At 54.3% G+C, this 16,578-nt stretch carries 14 protein-coding genes and 1 pseudogene; 13 read left to right on the top strand and 2 right to left on the bottom strand.

Going from position 1 to position 16,578, the window contains the following annotated elements:
• The first annotated feature begins 65 nt into the window (after window positions 1–65).
• From PT275_RS05850 to PT275_RS05815, 8 genes are all read left to right on the top strand, one after another.
• Entirely contained in the window at window positions 66–476 is a 411-nt protein-coding gene (locus tag PT275_RS05850) for a GNAT family N-acetyltransferase (protein WP_277153191.1), read from the top strand.
• Window positions 477–671: 195 nt separating this feature from the next.
• Entirely contained in the window at window positions 672–2,390 is a 1,719-nt protein-coding gene (locus tag PT275_RS05845; protein WP_277153189.1) for a diaminopimelate decarboxylase, read from the top strand.
• Between the two features lie 109 nt (window positions 2,391–2,499).
• Window positions 2,500–3,891, top strand: coding sequence for a homoserine dehydrogenase (locus PT275_RS05840; RefSeq protein ID WP_277153187.1), 1,392 nt, complete (start codon window positions 2,500–2,502; stop codon window positions 3,889–3,891).
• A 248-nt stretch (window positions 3,892–4,139) separates the two neighbouring features.
• Window positions 4,140–5,447: a homoserine kinase gene (locus PT275_RS05835; protein ID WP_277153682.1), complete on the top strand. Its 1,308-nt coding sequence runs from the start codon at window positions 4,140–4,142 to the stop codon at window positions 5,445–5,447.
• A gap of 337 nt (window positions 5,448–5,784) precedes the next feature.
• Window positions 5,785–6,054 (top strand): type II toxin-antitoxin system RelB/DinJ family antitoxin, encoded by a 270-nt coding sequence (locus PT275_RS05830; protein WP_277153185.1) that lies wholly within the window; start codon window positions 5,785–5,787, stop codon window positions 6,052–6,054.
• On the top strand, window positions 6,047–6,298 hold the full coding sequence (locus tag PT275_RS05825; protein WP_277153183.1) for a type II toxin-antitoxin system YafQ family toxin: 252 nt from the start codon (window positions 6,047–6,049) through the stop codon (window positions 6,296–6,298). The genes PT275_RS05830 and PT275_RS05825 overlap by 8 nt, the downstream gene beginning before the upstream one ends.
• Window positions 6,299–6,513: 215 nt before the next feature.
• Window positions 6,514–6,828: a hypothetical protein gene (locus tag PT275_RS05820; RefSeq protein ID WP_277153181.1), complete on the top strand. Its 315-nt coding sequence runs from the start codon at window positions 6,514–6,516 to the stop codon at window positions 6,826–6,828.
• A 974-nt stretch (window positions 6,829–7,802) separates the two neighbouring features.
• Window positions 7,803–8,981, top strand: a complete 1,179-nt coding sequence (locus tag PT275_RS05815; RefSeq protein WP_277153179.1) for an InlB B-repeat-containing protein — start codon at window positions 7,803–7,805, stop codon at window positions 8,979–8,981.
• Window positions 8,982–9,063: 82 nt separating this feature from the next.
• Here PT275_RS05815 and PT275_RS05810 read toward each other — a convergent pair whose 3' ends face one another.
• Window positions 9,064–10,497, bottom strand: a complete 1,434-nt coding sequence (locus PT275_RS05810) for an ATP-binding protein (RefSeq protein ID WP_277153177.1) — start codon at window positions 10,495–10,497, stop codon at window positions 9,064–9,066.
• An 801-nt stretch (window positions 10,498–11,298) separates the two neighbouring features.
• Here PT275_RS05810 and PT275_RS05805 point away from each other — a divergent pair.
• From PT275_RS05805 to PT275_RS05790, 5 genes and pseudogenes are all read left to right on the top strand, one after another.
• The gene (locus PT275_RS05805) at window positions 11,299–12,441 is read left to right on the top strand and encodes an ATP-binding protein (RefSeq protein ID WP_277153174.1); all 1,143 of its coding nucleotides are present in this window, start codon (window positions 11,299–11,301) and stop codon (window positions 12,439–12,441) included.
• 181 nt (window positions 12,442–12,622) lie between these two features.
• A complete protein-coding gene (locus PT275_RS05800; protein ID WP_277153172.1) occupies window positions 12,623–12,901 on the top strand; it encodes a type II toxin-antitoxin system RelB/DinJ family antitoxin in 279 nt (92 codons plus the stop codon).
• A gap of 48 nt (window positions 12,902–12,949) precedes the next feature.
• Window positions 12,950–13,162 (top strand): type II toxin-antitoxin system PemK/MazF family toxin, encoded by a 213-nt coding sequence (locus tag PT275_RS05795; RefSeq protein ID WP_348519509.1) that lies wholly within the window; start codon window positions 12,950–12,952, stop codon window positions 13,160–13,162.
• Between the two features lie 219 nt (window positions 13,163–13,381).
• Window positions 13,382–13,588: pseudogene (locus tag PT275_RS09230) on the top strand (Maf family protein); the annotation flags it as partial.
• Between the two features lie 240 nt (window positions 13,589–13,828).
• Complete coding sequence (locus PT275_RS05790; protein ID WP_348519516.1) at window positions 13,829–15,229, top strand: Maf family protein; 1,401 nt, start codon at window positions 13,829–13,831, stop codon at window positions 15,227–15,229.
• Between the two features lie 244 nt (window positions 15,230–15,473).
• On the opposite strand, the gene PT275_RS05785 is transcribed toward PT275_RS05790, so the two are convergent.
• Window positions 15,474–16,415, bottom strand: coding sequence for an AEC family transporter (locus PT275_RS05785; RefSeq protein WP_277153168.1), 942 nt, complete (start codon window positions 16,413–16,415; stop codon window positions 15,474–15,476).
• Between the last annotated feature and the right edge of the window lie 163 nt (window positions 16,416–16,578).

Below are 16,578 nucleotides of genomic sequence, written 5' to 3'. Positions count from 1 at the left end.
GCGCGGCCGATTTTTGTATGCGACGGATAAACTGAATGTGCAAAAAGCAAATCAAAGGAGAGAGCATGGCCGACGAAGGCATCAAATTCACGGACGAAAAATGTTTCACGCGCGATCAGGTTGAGCATCTCTTTCTTTCCGTCGACTGGGTCTCAGGAAAATACCCGGAACGCTTGTACAAGGCTCTGATGGGTTCTTCGACGGTCTTTTCCGCTTGGGACGGCGACAGGCTTGTCGGACTGGTTCGCGTGCTTGACGATACTTCGATGATGGCCTATATGCATTACGTATTGGTCGACCCCGAATACCAAGGACGGGGAATTGCCGGCCATATGGTCGAGATGGTCAAACAGCGTTACGCCGATTATTTCTACATCGAAGTCATGCCCGAAGAAAGCAAAAACGCGACGTTTTACCAAAAGCATGGGTTCGAGATCATGCCGGACGGCGTTGCCATGCAGATTTGCAATGGGTGAATAGTCTGGTATTGATTCCGTGTGTTTCGAGATGATTGGATTAATGGAATATGGCCAATCCACGAAGTCGATTTTGGAAGAATGATTTAAATTCCAAGTCAAAATCAGAGAGAACAATCTATTTTTCACGCCGATTCGCTATCGTTATGTACAGCTTAAAAATATTGTGACAGACGAAAAGAAGAGGCGGAAGATATGGGCATCACTCCGATTTGGCCGGAAGCGACGGCGTTCAATAAAGACGGTGAACTGATGTTCCATGGCCACAGCGCCGCATCGCTGCTGGATGAGTTCGGTTCGCCGCTCTACCTGATCGACACCGACGAAGTGCGCAATCGCGCGCGAAAGTTCGTTGCCGCGGCTGCCAAAGCCTTCAATACCAACACCACCCATGTCAGCTTCGCGGGCAAGGCGTTCCTCTCCAAGGAGATTGTGCGCATCGTCACTCAGGCCGGCATGCACGTCGACACCTGTTCGATGGGGGAGATCAAGATCGCGCTCGCCGCCGGCGCTCCAGGCCGCAGACTCGTGCTGCATGGCAACAACAAATCCGACGAAGAGATTGAACTGGCCATCAAAGAAGGCTTCTCGAAAATCGTCGTGGATTCGCCCGATGAACCCGCCCGCATCGCCGCCATCGCCCATCGCTTGGGCAAGCGTGCCCGCGTGATGCTGCGCGTCACCTCCGGCATCCACGCCGGTGGCCACGAATACATCTCCACCGCGCACGAGGACCAGAAGTTCGGCGTGCCGCTGCTGCCGGCCGGCGTTGGCCCGGAAATGCTTGATATTCTTGGCAAACTCGGCAATGAAAATATAGGCGACAGGGACGGCAATGGCAATGATTCTGCCGCAAATGCCGGTTCTGAGAATGGCTGCGGTAGGAGCAACGCTAACCATTCCATTGTCGACGCCGGTAGTGCTAGCTCGGAAAATCACGTAAGCCCGGTCACCGCCGATTCCGGCCTCGTTGCCGGTTCCACATATACGCCCAAGCTCGATTACTCCGTCAAATACCCTTACGACATGAGCCATGTCAAGGTCTCCGACGAGGACCGCGAACTTGCCGAGGCCATGAACGCCGTGGCGGATGGTCCGGCGCTCGCGGTGCTCAAAGACATCTATTCCCGTCAGGAAGACCTCGAGCTGGTCGGCATCCATTCCCATATCGGCTCGCAGATCCACGATGCCAACGCCTTCATCGAGGCCGCGCGCCGCATGATGCTCTTGCGCAAGACCTTCTACGCCACTGACGCCTGCACCATGCCCGAGGTCGACTTGGGCGGCGGCTATTCCGTGGCCTACACCGACGCCGAGGATTCCATGGACATCGACGCCGAACTCGGCCGCCTCGCCCAAGCCGTCACGTCCATCAACAAGGCGCTCGGCATGCCGGCTCCGGTCATTTCCTTCGAACCCGGTCGCTGGATCGTCGCGCCCGCTGGTGTCACGCTGTATCGTGTAGGCACCATCAAGCACGTCGCGCTGCCGAAGGGGACGAAAGATGAAGCCGGCAATCCGATTGACGAGCGCACGTACGTTTCGGTAGACGGCGGCATGAGCGACAACATCCGTCCGGCGCTCTACGGTGCGGATTATACGGCTCTGCTTGCCAATCGCGATTGCGGCGGCGCAAAAGACGAAAACGGCAATCTCAAGGATTCCATGCTCGCCCGTGTGGTTGGCATGCACTGCGAATCCGGCGACATCCTCGTGAAAGAATGCCACCTGCCCCGAGACCTCAAGCGTGGCGACATCCTCGCCATCCCCGTCACCGGCGCTTATGGCCGCACGATGGCCAGCAACTACAACCAGGCCTTGATTCCCGCCGTCGTCGCCGTCAGCGGCAAAGACGCGCACCTCATGCTTCGCCGCCAAACGATCGATGACCTGCTCGCCCTTGATGTGAGCTGACGATAGTCGTACTCTGATTCGCCTTTTGCCGTCTGTCGGATTCATTTTCTAGGATTGGTAAGTCTGAATAAGCGCGATGTAATAAAAGCGGTTGAAATGGGAGAGTGGTATGGGTCAGGTGGAAGGTTTGTTGCGGCGACATGCGCAGGAAGATCGGGACGATAACAATCAAACGGAAGTCCCGTCCAAGGGGATTCACAACAGCTTGACCCCGATCCGCGTGGGTCTTTTGGGCGTTGGAACCGTCGGTTCGCAAGTCGCGAGAATACTTACCGAGCAGAAGGACGAGCTTCAGCAGCGCATCGGCCAGCCGCTCGAAATCTCCGGAATCGCCTGCCGGGACCCCGAAAAGGTCACTTTCCCCTGGATCGACAAAACACTGCTCACCACCGATACCAAATACGTCGCCACCCATAGCGACATTCTGGTCGAGCTCATCGGCGGCCTCGAACCGGCACGAACGCTGGTATTGAAGGCGCTCGACAGCGGCGCCTCCGTGGTCACCGCCAACAAGGCGCTGCTGGCGAAATATGGCCCTGAAATCTATCGTGCGGCCGAAGAAGATGGCGTCGATATCTACTTCGAGGCGGCCGTAGGCGGTGCGATTCCGCTGATTCGTCCTTTGCGCGAATCGTTGGTCGGCGACAAGGTCTTGAGCGTTCTGGGCATCCTCAACGGCACTACGAACTATATTCTTGACGAGATGACCACCAAGGGTCTCGATTTCGAGATTGCGCTGAAGGATGCGCAGGCCAAGGGCTACGCCGAGGCCGATCCGACCGGCGACATCGAGGGTGAGGACGCCGCGAACAAAGCGGCGATCGTCGCCTCGCTCGCGTTCCATACGCCGGTGAGCATCGATGACGTCACGATGGAAGGTATTACAAGTATCACCGCCGACGACATCGCCCTCGCCAAGGCCGAGCACAAGGTCATCAAGCTCCTCGCCGTCGTCACCAGCGACGAAAACGGTGTTTCCGCGCGCGTCTATCCGGCGCTTATTCCCAATGGCCACCCGCTTGCCAGCGTCCACGGCAGCTACAATGCGGCCTTCGTGCATGCGCAGGCGGCCGACGACCTGATGTTCTATGGCCGTGGCGCAGGTGGCGCCCCCACGGCTTCGGCGGTCATGGGTGATGTGGTCACCGTCGCCCGCCATATCGTCCAGGGCGGCACCGGCCCGCAGATCTCGATGTACCAGAACCTGCCCAAGGCTCCGTTGAGCGCTTCCCACGCCGCGTTCGCCGTGCGCTTCCGCGTCTGCGACCGCCCCGGCATCCTCGCCGCGATTTCCAAGACTTTCGCCGATCACAATGTTTCCATCAACGGCATCAACCAGGACTTGAAGCCTACCCCGCACGACCCCGGCTATTCGGGCGAGCTGCAGACCCTGCGCGTGGTGACGCATCAGTGCAGCGAAACCACCCTGCGCGAGACGGTCGATGACGTCTGCAAGTTCGATTTCGTCATTGGCGAGCCCTCGATTCTGCGTGAGATGTAAGGTTCGGCCTTTGCCATCGGTTTGCCGCCGGTTTTCGACGGTAAGGTTCGGACCCGCGTTCGTTCGGTGTGATACGTGGGTTTCTTTTACGATTTTCAGCCTCGGATTCACCGCTCGATAATGCAGGGAAAAATGAATGATTCGCAATTGTGGGCGCTTTTTGCCGCGTTCGAGGCAATGGCGTTATCCTGTTGTTATCGGTTGGGAATAGTCGGTCAATACGAGACGGGGAGACGATTATGGCGTCAATGATGCCGAAAGTGCGGCAGGTCAAGGTGCGGGTGCCGGCCACAAGCGCGAATCTCGGTTCCGGTTTCGACACCGTCGGTTTGGCGCTGGATTATCACGACGAGCTTACTTTTACGATTAATGAAGATGAACCGATTGATGATCAGCGGAATCGAAACGACCGGGATCACCAAGTAAATCACGATGGCCAACACATCCGATCCGGCGAGACCGGCCAATTAGGACAGCAAAGTCGACGCAGTGAACGTAATGCGCACGATTTTCCTGACACCGCCGCCAAGGTGATCATCCACGGCGAAGGTGAGCGCACCTTGCCCCGTGACGAAACACATCTGGTCGTTTCGGCCTTCCGTCGTGCGTGCGAGGCATTCGGCCTGCGCCGTTTCGGCTTTACTCTTGAGGCACAGAACAACATTCCGCAGGCTCGTGGCATGGGTTCGTCGGCCGAGGCCATCGTCGCCGGCATCGCCGCCGCTGCCACTTTTGCGCAAGGCGACGCCGATTTCAACCGCGAAACGATTTTCCAGATGGCCGCTTCGATGGAAGGCCATCCCGACAACGTGGCCCCCGCGGTTTACGGCGGCCTTACGGTTTCGTGGAATTTCGAGACTGCGGAAGGCGTAGACTCCGTAGCTATCCCCGGCGGCGAACAGCTGCGTGCCGGATTCCACACCGTCAACTATCCGGTGGCGAAAGCCATGACCGCCGCCGTTTTCGTCCCCGATTTCGAGCTTTCCACGCAAAAGGCGCGCGAGGCCTTGCCCCAGAAGCTGCCGTACAAGGATGCGGTGTTCAACATCTCCCGTGTCGCGCTGCTCCCGGCCGCGATGAATCCGGTGGGTCTTCGCGGCGATTCGGTTGGCGAATCGCAAGACGGTGAATCATCTGTTCGTGATAATGAAGATAATCCTGATTCGCGCACGATTTCTACCGGTAGCAATCTTCAATCCCGACACGGGAGCATCGCAGATTGTGATTTGTCTCCCCAGTTTCAGCAAGATCAGCACGACGATAATCTCGCCATCGCTTCGCGTTCCAATGCCCTGTTTTTCGCCGCTACGCAAGACAGGCTCCATCAGCCTTATCGCAAAGGACTAATGGCCCCCTCATGGAAGCTGATTGAAACCTTGCGCTCCAAGGGTTTTGCCGCCGCCGTCTCCGGAGCCGGCCCGTGCGTCCTGGTTCTTCACTATGGCGACGCCTCCGCGCAAATCGACGAAGTCGCCGCCCCCCAGCTGAAAAGTGGCCATTGGCGTGTCCTCCATCTTCCCGTGAGTGCACAGGGTGTTGAGGTCGAACTTTCCTAAACGCTGCTATCTGTTCTTCTCGCGGATGTAGTTATCGGCATCGAGGAATAGTGAAAATAATTTACTTATTGTGGTTACGATTAGAATAATCGTAAAATGTATAACAAAATAAAAAGAAATAAAAAAGATATAAAACTCAATTCTTAATCTTGATGAGGGCAGATAATGCGTGAATGATTACAGGACCGTCGGGCTTGGTTGCAGCCCTTTTGCCATGTTGATAGCCGATTCTGCTGATTTTCGTTCGATGGATTGTCGAAAATTATAAATGCCATTATACTCATATTGGAGTCGTTTATACTGACAAAAGACTTCAAAAGTAGCTAAGGTGGTTTTTATGGCACAGGCAGCATCGCAGCAGACACGTATTCAGGTGCGTACGGACAAAACGTTGAAAGAGCAGGCTGTCAAGGTGTTTGCCGGTATGGGCATCGACTTGACGGCTGCTATCAACATGTTTCTCTCTCAGGCTGTCAAGGAAGGTGGCATGCCCTTCCGTCCCACCTCGCTGACACCGCTTGAAAAGTCGGTGCGTAAGGCTGAGAACAGCGGATTTGTGTATGCCGGAAATGCAGATGCCGCCCGAAGGATGATTGAAGATGTATGAAATCTCCTTCTCCAAGGAGTTCCTGCGCGATGCCAAGCGTTTGAAGCGCAAGCACTACGATATGAGTAGACTGTATGAGGTCTTTCATATTCTTGGACAAGGTGATACTGACACTTGGCGCCGCCGATACCGCGATCATCAGCTTAAGGGAAACCTCAAGCAGTATCGGGAGCTACACGTCGCTGCTGACTGGCTGTTGATTTATCGCATTGATGTGACGGCAAGGAACTGCTTATCGCCATGATGCGTTCTGGAAGTCACGATGATCTGTTGTAGATTTTCCTGAGCAGGTAACTCATAAGATGGCCGGTTTTGTGGGCTTGTTGATGGTGTCCGTCGTGTTTTTTAGACTTATCTGGTATGTATCGCGTCTGATGTTGGGCGTGGGCAGTTTGGTGTGATCCGTACGGGGGCGGTTCCCGGCGGTTGCGGTCTTTATCAGTGTTGTTGGGGGCATCAATGGGTAAGCGTGGTGTGGCGTTCAGGGTCGTGGCCGCGGTGGCTGCGTCGGTGCTCGCGTTCGCGCTTCCGGCTGGTTCCGCTATGGCCGACGAGGTCTCTCATTCCGTTCCTGCTGCATCGTCCGTGCAGGGGGTTCCTTCCTCGCAGGGCGTTTCCTCTACCTCCAATCCGGCTTTGCCTACGCAGCTGCTTTCCTCCGCTTCGAATCAGGATTCATCTGTACAGAAGGTTTCTTCTGCGTCTAACCCGGTTTTAGCCGCATCGACGGCTTCCTCTCCCGACAAAGAGAAATTAACGGGGGGGGGCAGATAACTCCGCCTTCGCAGGCGAGTTCGCTTTCTTCTCCATCTACGGCTGGATCTGAGCCGTCCCCTACTGCAACAACATCAACGACGTCTCCGACTACTTCAAACCCTGATTCTTCGTTGTCAGCGGCTTCTTCTGGCTCTTCGTCGTCCGATCCTTCAAAAAGTCCTTCGACTTCGAAATCAAAAGAATCAGCGGAATCTGATACTTCAGATAAAGGAGAATTTAGTTCAGGGATTTCTTCGCCTACGCCAATCATCCGTTCCGGTGTTTCTTCTCAAGTGACCTGCAATGAGAAACCTTCGCAGTCGTGGACTGTTGAAGGTAATACGTTGTTCTGGAATATCCATGCTGATGCCAGTACCAATGATTGCGTACTTGAGTTGGAGAGGGGAACTGTACCAAATTATGGTTTGAATGACGGTGATGATATGTATCCTTCGCATCCCAATGGAGTTCCTTGGTATAAGGACTCAACTGTTACCAAAGTGGTGGTTGACAGGACCTCCCCCACAAAAGTAGCAGCGCTTGATTTGCTGGGAATATTCCAGTTGCCTGCGATGCGTACGGCTGACGTTGGTGGGTTGGATGTCTCGCAGTGCCTCAGTCTGCGTTGGGTATTTGCTTATACGCCGAACCTTGTTTCGATAACGGGTCTTGAACAATGGGATACGTCGAAAGTAAAAGATATGGCTCGTGCTTTTGAGAATAATCCATTAACCTCTCTCGATTTATCCTCTTGGGATACGTCAACGTCGCATGTAACCACATTTGACTGCATGTTTATGGGGTCGGGCTCCTCTTTACAATATGTCAAGTTACATCAGGGAATGACGATTCCGGCAGAAGCTTTTTCGAATTATGATTCGGTAATAAATACGACACAAGAGACGTGGGGCGATTCGGTTCAATGGACTCGGGAAGTTGATGCAGGGTCTTATACGCCATTTAGATCGGGACTTCCTGCTCCTTCAAGCACAATGTGGTATGGGCGGGCATCTATCGTTGAATTCAATCTGAACGGTGCCACTAGTGGGAATACTCCTGTAAAACTTGCCGGTCCGTGGCCTGACAAACCGACCATTGCATTGCCGTCGCTTTCGGGAATCGGCAAAACAGGTTATCGAGCGGCTGGCTGGGATGAAAGTGCAAGTGCCGTCAGTCCAACGTATCGATCGGGTGAAGCCTACACGCCAACGAGCAGCCTGACTCTATACGCTGTTTGGCAGAGGCTTGAGAAGCCTCAGTATGATGCCGGATTGGTGACACCAGGGATGGGCGGCGGTTCGGTCGGCGTGGTGAAGATAAGCGGAAGTGTGCCCATTGGTGCAGGTAAGCCCGTGCTTGCGACCGGTGATTCGTTGGATGTCCGTCTGATGCCGCAAAACGATCAGGCTTCCATTGCCGATAATGCTGGCACTGCGGCGACGTTAACCTCATTTGATAAGGGAACCGGCAAATGGGCGGCGACGGTCCCGGTTTCGGTTCTTGCTGCTGCGGATACGGTCGGGAAGGGTGCCTCCTACATGTTCAGGGCGCGGCTGACGACGGTCAGTGATGGTGATTCCGATTACAGTTTCTCTTCGCCGGTCATGGCAGATGTGGTTGCGCCCGCGTTCAAAGCGAATTCGTTGAAGTTCGACCAGCGTGTGCGCACGGTCTCCGGCAATGCGTTGAGTTCAGGCGACACTGGAGTGCAGACGGCGCGCACTGGTGAAACATATTTCACGGTGAGGGTGACTTGGCCTTCCGGTTCCTCCACGACTTCCACGACGCTCACCTGTGTGGATGGTGTGGCTTCAGGTACAGCCGCATCTGTTCCGGGAACAACGTGCCCAGCGTCGGGGGCGACGGATGGTGCCTTCACATTGGGAATTCCACAGGGTGTAATGCTCAAGAACAATGCAAGTTTGACGGTTGAGGATCATCCAAATACTGATGTGCCCACATTGACAGGCAAGGGAACGCCGAACGTCTCGTTGGCCTCGACGCTGGATATTACCGCCGAAACCGTGTCCTCGCTGCCGATGACTGGCTACACCAAGCCGTGGTGGACGCAGACGTGGTTCTACGCGCTCTTTGCGGCCGCCGGCGTCGCCGTTGTCAACATTGTCTTACGTCGCCGCTCCCTGAGCGGAACCAATGTCCTGTCATGCTGATTTTCGCTTAAAAATATGGAGTGAAAGATCCATAAAGCAGCGTTCGCCTTATGCTTGGCAGCTAGGCATTGCATATCCTCTTTTACGGTCTGTACAGGTCGTCTGTGGAGACGAACCGCATGGTGCCGTTGCCCTCGAATCGTTTGCGCGTGGCTTTGTCGACCTCGCGTTTGCCGAACAGGATGTATTGCGTTTTTTCGGCTGGGAATCCCGGAACCAAGCCCGTCCGAGCCTGCAGTTTTGCGATGGCGTCGCTCTCGTCGAAGGAGTTGCGCCATTTGCATTCCCCGAGAAGGATCTGCCCGCTTGTCGGATTTGCCGCCACCATGTCGATGTCCGTCTGTTCCTTGGCCACGGGGTCGTTGCCCCACCACTTGCCGAATTGTGTGGCGAAAAACGGCAGATCGTCCGTTCCGTCACGGCGCACCGCCCATTGCAGGCAGATGTTTTCGAATTGCTGCCCCACGTAGGTAAAGAACGCCTCGCCCAACGCGTTGTTCTCCGCCGCCTGCGCGCCGATGCCCCTTTCGATGGCGTCGACGTTCGGCCCGACGAAACGGAACCAATAGGCGAAGAACGGATCGGCGATGACATACATCCCCTTCCGCGATTTCTGTGGGTTGTCCCCGAACGGGATTTTGCGCTCGACCAGGCCAAGATCGACAAGCGTGCGGAGGTATTGCGAGGCGCTCGATACCTCCATACCAGCGTGTTCGGCGATACGTTTGGGCGTTGAGTTGCCGTTGGCAATGGCCTGAAGCACGGAATTGTAGAGGGCTGGTTCGCGCATTTCCTCGCGCAGCAGCATCATCGGCTCATCGTAGATCAGGCCCAGCTGGTCGAACATCAGTCGCTTCACATTGTCGCTGAAGCTGGCCGAGGGGTCAATTGCCGCAAGATAATAGGGGGTGCCCCCGAAGGCGGCGTAATATTCCACCCGTTCCTCGTTGGGGGTGTCGGGCAGGAATTTGCCGGCATCGTAGTAATCGAAAGGCTTCAGCTTGATCTGCGCCGTGCGTCGGCCGTACAGCGGGCTTTTGCCGCCGAGCACCCTGCTTTCCATGAACCCTTCATTGCTTCCGGAGAGAATCATCGTCACCCCCGTGCTTTTGAAGCCGTGATCGATGGCGATTTGCAAGGTAGAAGGCAGGCCGGGTTCCGCTTGTGCAGCATAGGGGAACTCGTCGAAAACGAATACGTACGGTTTGGCGCCTTCTGCCTTTTCGCGTTGGGTTCGTCTGAGAATGAAATCGAACGCTGCCCTCCACGAGGCGAAGGTAGGGGTGCTTTCGGGTTCATCGAAAAACCTGCATGCCGTACGGGTGAATTCCGTCAGATTGAGCTGGGTGCTTTGTTGCGTCGCGGTGAAATACAACGTTCGTTTGTCGCTTGTGAATTGGTCGATCAGCGCCGTTTTGCCGACCCGGCGGCGTCCGTAGACCACGATCATCTCGAATTTGTTGCTTTCATAGAGCCGTTGCATGGTCTCAAGCTCGTGTTCCCGTCCGACGAACATCGTCTGCCGCCTTTCCTTCGTAAGTGGTGCAGCATGTTTCCGCAGGTTTCGGTTTGTGCTGCTCGGCGCCTATTGAAAATCGCTAACTGGTAAATAAGGATAACATACTTATCTTAGTTATGATTAGAATAATCGTAAAATGTATAACAAAATATAAAGAAATATAAAAGATATAAAATTCAGTTCTTATCTAGCGACGGCTGATGATACGTGAGCAATTACCGAACGTTCGGTTTTGTTATTGAGTGGAGGCTCGTTGATCCGTAATAGTCGTAAATTCTGATTTGGTTCGCAAATAATAGAGGTGGACTGTAGGTGAACCGCTGACGGACGACTGCCAAGCCGTGGTGGACTGAGCCGTGGTTCTACGCGATCTTCGCCGCCGCCGGCGTCGCGGTCGTCAACGCCGTTTCCCGCCGCCGCTCGAACTGCGTCGCCTGATCCTTGAGTTTAGATCCTGGTCTCATCTCTTTTCCTCTTTATCGCATTTCATCTTCTCGACTCAGGGGGCTGGCGCAGACGATGTGTTGATTTTTTGCCGGCATTTCTGCAAATCGTGAAGTAAGGTTCCTGCAAATCCTAAAGTAGACTATCTGTAAATCCTAAAGTAGAACTTGTGCAAAACCTAAAGTTGAAGTACTGTAAAAACTGAAATATAATGAAAGAGTCCAGCTGTGAATCGCTCTGCTCCTTGCTGTGTCTGACTATGCTGCACAGAAGGCATGTCAGACCGTGGCAAAGCGAGTTGATAGGAGCAAATCAATGATACCCCGTGCAATATCAGGTACGATACGAGACGCTATGGGGCAATTCCCGATTGTGTCATTGACCGGTGCCAGACAAAGCGGCAAAACGACGCTACTTAAAGAGATGTTTCCTGATTTTCGCTATGTTTCATTGGAGGAATCAAAGGAGCGTCGGATTGCCGAAAGCGACCCCGTTTCTTTCCTTGGAATGTATGACGACCGTGTGATATTCGATGAAGTACAGCGGGTACCCGATCTTTTTTCGGAGTTGCAGGTTTTGGTTGACGAGAGACGGCAAAGGCCGGGGCAGTTTATCATTTCCGGATCGCAGAATTTTCTGTTGATGAGATCCATATCGCAATCGTTGGCCGGGCGTGTCATGCTGCTTCATCTTCTGCCGCTTTCATATGCCGAACTTGAAGCGTCGGGTTTGCGGCCTGGGAACATGGATGAATGGGTGGTCAGGGGTGGCTATCCGAGATTGTTCGATGAGGCTGTGGAAACAGCGGTGAGGCCTGATTTTTATTTCCGTAGTTATGTCGGCACCTATCTGGAGCGCGATGTGCGACAAGAACTGGGGGTTCGTAAGCTTGATGCATTCCGAAAGTTCCTTCGACAGTGTGCGGTCAGATGCGGCCAGACTCTTAATTACAACGCGATGGCTGTAGCATGTGATGTCAGCGTGCCGACGGTGAAGGAATGGCTGTCGGTATTGGAAGCAAGTTTCATTGTGTTTCGGCTGTATCCGTACCATACCAACTTCGGCAAGCGATTGGTGAAAAGCCCAAAGCTGTATTTTCATGATACGGGTTTCGCGGCGTATTTGCTTAGGATTCAGGATGCCGAACAGATGCTGCTGAGTCGCCAGCGTGGGGCTTTTTTCGAAAATGCGGTGATTGCCGAATTGGTCAAGAGGTATTACGCAAGAGGAAGCAATCCGGAACTGTATTTCTGGCGAGATTCTGAGCGTAAGGAAGTGGATTTGTTGATTGAAAGGGGTGGCCGGATCTGCTATGTGGTGGAGATCAAGGCCTCGGCTGTATTCGACCAGCATGCCTTTGCCATGGTCAACGAGTTGGGAGAAAAATTCGGGCTGGATTTGGCTCATCGGGTGGTGGTATATGGCGGCGACCGGTCTCTGACCACCCGTTTCGGAAGGCTGCTGCAGGTCGCGGACCTTGGCGAGCTGGTCGTGTGATTTCAGATGTTCTAAAATATTCTTTAGTGTGGTGTGTTATATATTGCATAATATGTAATATAAATTCTTTATTCGTTCCGCTTGCTAAATAGAAAACATATTTCACTTTTAAAAGCCAAAATGGCTCATTTATGACTATAATCAGACTATATCTTATATAAATTTGCTTTAAGGAGTCAAAATGGCACAGGCTGCGCAGGATATCTCTCGTATTCAAATCAGGACAAGAAAAAGCCTTAAGGAGCAGGCGACACAGCTGTTTGACAAGCTTGGGCTTGACATGGGAACCGCAATCAACATGTTTTTGGCGCAATCGGTACGTGACGGCGGGCTCCCTTTCCGCGCAAGCTTGACGCCGTTGGAGCGGGACATCGCCGAGGCCGAACCGTTTGCCTCTGAGCGCGAGGCGACAGATTTCGCTTCCCGGATGGCGGGAAGGATGATGGATGAAACGCGGTGAAATCTGGACCGTCAGGGCTGACGGATATGCCAGCAAGAGCCCCGGCCAGTGGTGATTGTGCGAAGCGACAAGGTGACCGGTTTTCAGTCGGTGGTGACATGTCTGCTTACATCGTATGATTCTCAAGACATGCCAACGAGAGTGCGTATCGAGCCTTCGACTCGCACTGGTCTCAATAAGGTGAGCTATGCCATGACCGATAAGATTGTTACAGTTAGCCGAGAGCTGCTTGGCAAGAAAATAGGCGTTGTCGAAAGCTGAGCGATGAAAGATATAAATGCTGCTTTAGCCGAGGTATTAGGCCTGACTTTGCGTTAAAACCACATGGTTATTCGCTATACGTGGTGTCGTGTCGTTGGCGTTTGTTGTTCTGCATTTTTTGCATTTATATGATTTGCCCTGACACCCGGCGCGAAATTTGGGTAGGGTAGACGTAGATACGTTCTATGCCGGTTGTTCCGGCGAAATGTTTGGAGTGTTATGTCGATTCCGCTGATTCTCGCCTCGCAGTCGCCTTCGCGGCGCAACGTGCTCAATGCCGCCGGTATCAGCCCGACCATCCACGTTTCGCACGTCGATGAGCCGGCTGCTGTTGCTGCCGAGGCGAAGTCCCGTGGCGTTTCGGTTGAGGATTTGAGCTGCGAGCAGCGTGTGATGATTCTGGCGCAGGCTAAGGCGCAGAGCGTTTATCAGGCATATCTTGAGGTCGCCAAAGCCGCTCGGGACGCCAGCGGCGAGCAGGTGATCGCCTATCCACTTGAGGCCGAGGAAACCGATTCGAATGGCGATAGCGGATCCGCAGGTGCGGGCAATATCAACGATGTAAGCAACGTCAGCGATACCGACGATTCCGACAATGTAAGCAACACCGAACACAATGCCCACGCCCAACGCGCAGGCCAAGCTGAAGTCGCTGTTTCTGCCGCCCTGGCTACTTCTGCTGAGGGCAAATACGTTGAAAAAGCATACGATCATAATTCGACGCGGACCCGCGATTTTTCGGATGTCTCCGTTCCGGTCGAAGCCGAACCGATGAAGCAGGCGTTGGCCGAGCACCCAGGGTTCGCTGCGGCCAAAGTCGGCCCGCTGATCATTGGCTGCGATTCCATGTTTCTTTTCGAAGGCGTCGCGCTGGGCAAGCCGCATACGCCGGAAGTCGCGCGCGAACGTCTGAGCGCGATGCGCGGCAAGTCGGGGGAGTTGTGGACCGGCCATTGCCTGATCGATTTCGCCACCGGCCGGCAGGAACTGGCTTCCAGCCATGCCACAGTGCGTTTCGGCGATTATTCCGAGCGTGATATCGAGGCGTATATCGCTTCCGGTGAACCGTTGGAAGTGGCGGGATGCTTTACGCTGGAAGGCCTCGGCGGTGCCTTTATCGACGGCGTCGACGGCGATCCGAGCGGTGTGCTCGGCCTGAGCTTGCCGCTGCTGCGCCGCATGGTCGAAAAGATGGGCGTCGCGTGGACGGATCTGTGGAACGTCGGTCTTGGCAAGGTGGCTGCGACAAAACTCAGCGTGCAGACCGAGTTGCAAGTTGCGGGTGGCGCGGAGTCGCAGGATGATGTGGTTTCAAAGGCTGTGGGAACTGCGTCGCAATCCGAGAGCAATCCGGAGTCTGTCGATGTTGCGGGTTCTGCATCCGCAGGTGATGACAATATCTGTGATGATGCCAAATCGTCATCGGCAAAGCTCAAGTCGCATACCGGGAATAGTGGTGTGAGTGAAAAATCACTATCTCCGAAAGTTAAGGCCAAAGCCGCTGTCGCCAAGGCAAAGGCGAGAGCCCAAGCGCAGGCCGCATCGGTGATTCCTCCGAAAGATAACGTCCACCAGCCAGGCGACGGATGGGTGGATTGCGCCTGCGGCCGTCGTCACTGGGGGCTGAACGGTGCCGCCGGTGTGTTGGTTGCCCGTCGCAGCAAGGAAACCGGCGAAGTCACCCATATTGTAATGCAGCATCGAGCGATGTGGAGCGCGGAAGGCGGCACGTGGGGCATTCCCGGCGGTGCGCTCGCGGACGGTGAAAGCCCGATCGAAGGCGCGTTGCGCGAAAGCTATGAAGAAGCCAACATCACCCCGGATGATATCGAGGTGGTCGGCACGCATCGCGAGGAACACGGTCCGTGGGCCTACACCACGGTTTTCGCCTTCGAAAAACCAGGCCACGAGGTCAATCCGCATCCCAACGACGACGAAAGCATGGAAATCGCTTGGATTCCGATTGACGAGGTCCCCAAACGCAAGCTGTTGACCGCGATGAATGCCGATTGGCCCCATTTCGTCGACCGACTCGGCCTCTTGGCCAACGATTATCGCAACAAGTGAAGCATATGGCTGATGGATTTTGTGTCGTTGAATGACTTGTTTCTCTGACGGTAGTATCTTACGTTTGTTGCATTGTTTGGTGGAGTTTTTATCGCGTTTTGTCAAGTTTCCGCACTTATTGGTGTAGTACATAGATAAAGTGTCGGTGAAAAGTTTGATAATTCTCGAACGTGAGAGGGAAACTGAGAAAAAGTGCGAGACGAAATGTGAGACGGCCGCAGTCAGCCTGATTTTTGAACGTTTTTCAGCTCAAGAGCGCGGCGATGATGGCGATGACGATAGGACTGGTAATCGTTGAAATCAGCACGCCATCGCGAGCGAAGGTCATACCGACGTTATACCGCGCCGCGTAATTGTAGACGTTCTGGCCGGCAGGCAGCGCCGCGAGCACGACGCAGGCGTAAAGCACCTTGCCGCGGAAGCCCATGATGAAGAACGCGATGAGGAAAGCGATAATCGGCATCACGACGTTCTTCAAGACGGTGACCGCGATGACCGCTGAACGCGAGCTCTTGTTCTGCATCGGCTGGCTGCCGTGCAGCGACATGCCGAACGCCATCAGGATCATCGGCACCGCAGCCTGCCCGATCATGTTGACCGGGTCATAGATGAACTTCGGAATCGGATAAAAACCGACCCAAGCGGTTATGGCCGAGACGAGGATCCCGCCGAGCGAACCAATCAGAAGTGGCTGGTGCAGCGGTTGCATCAACGCTTTTTTCAGCGACATCTTGCCGGTGGTCGTGTAGTCCAGAACCGTCAGCGCGATAGGCGTGAAAATCGCCTGCTGCATCACCAAGATCGGCGCGACCAACGCAGGATTGCCGAGAATGTAGGTGGCGATCGGCAGACCGATGTTGTTGGAATTCAGATACAGCGAATTAAGTGCGCCCACCGTCGCGTCGGCCGGTCCCATGTGGAAGAACAGTTTGTTCAGAATCAGGAAGAGCACGCCCACAGCCAGCGCCGAGAAGAACGCGACGATGATCGAGGGGTGGAAAATCTCCAGAATCGGCTCTTTGGAAAGAATCGCAAACATCAAAAACGGGTTGGTCACGAAGAATGCGTAGCGATTGAGCACCATCTGCGCGCTCGGACCGCCGATGTTGAAACGTGCTGCCACGTAGCCGGTGCCGATGATGATGGCAATGACCACAAATCCTTGCATCGCGCTCAACAGACCCATGAATTTTCTCCCTTTTATGAGGCTGAAACCAACAGGCCAACCTCCGTGTACCTTAATATAGTGCCTCATTTTTCATGATTTGTGAAGACAAATCTCATGACATAACACACAAAAATCGACATTGATAATGATTTATGCGGATATCGCGTTGTGGCGACCATAT

Origin of the sequence: Bifidobacterium sp. ESL0745 (genome assembly GCF_029433335.1) — a bacterium.
In the GTDB taxonomy this organism is placed as follows: domain Bacteria; phylum Actinomycetota; class Actinomycetes; order Actinomycetales; family Bifidobacteriaceae; genus Bifidobacterium.
The sequence above is the reverse complement of the archived record's forward strand: the minus strand, read 5'-3'. Positions and strand labels throughout refer to the sequence as shown.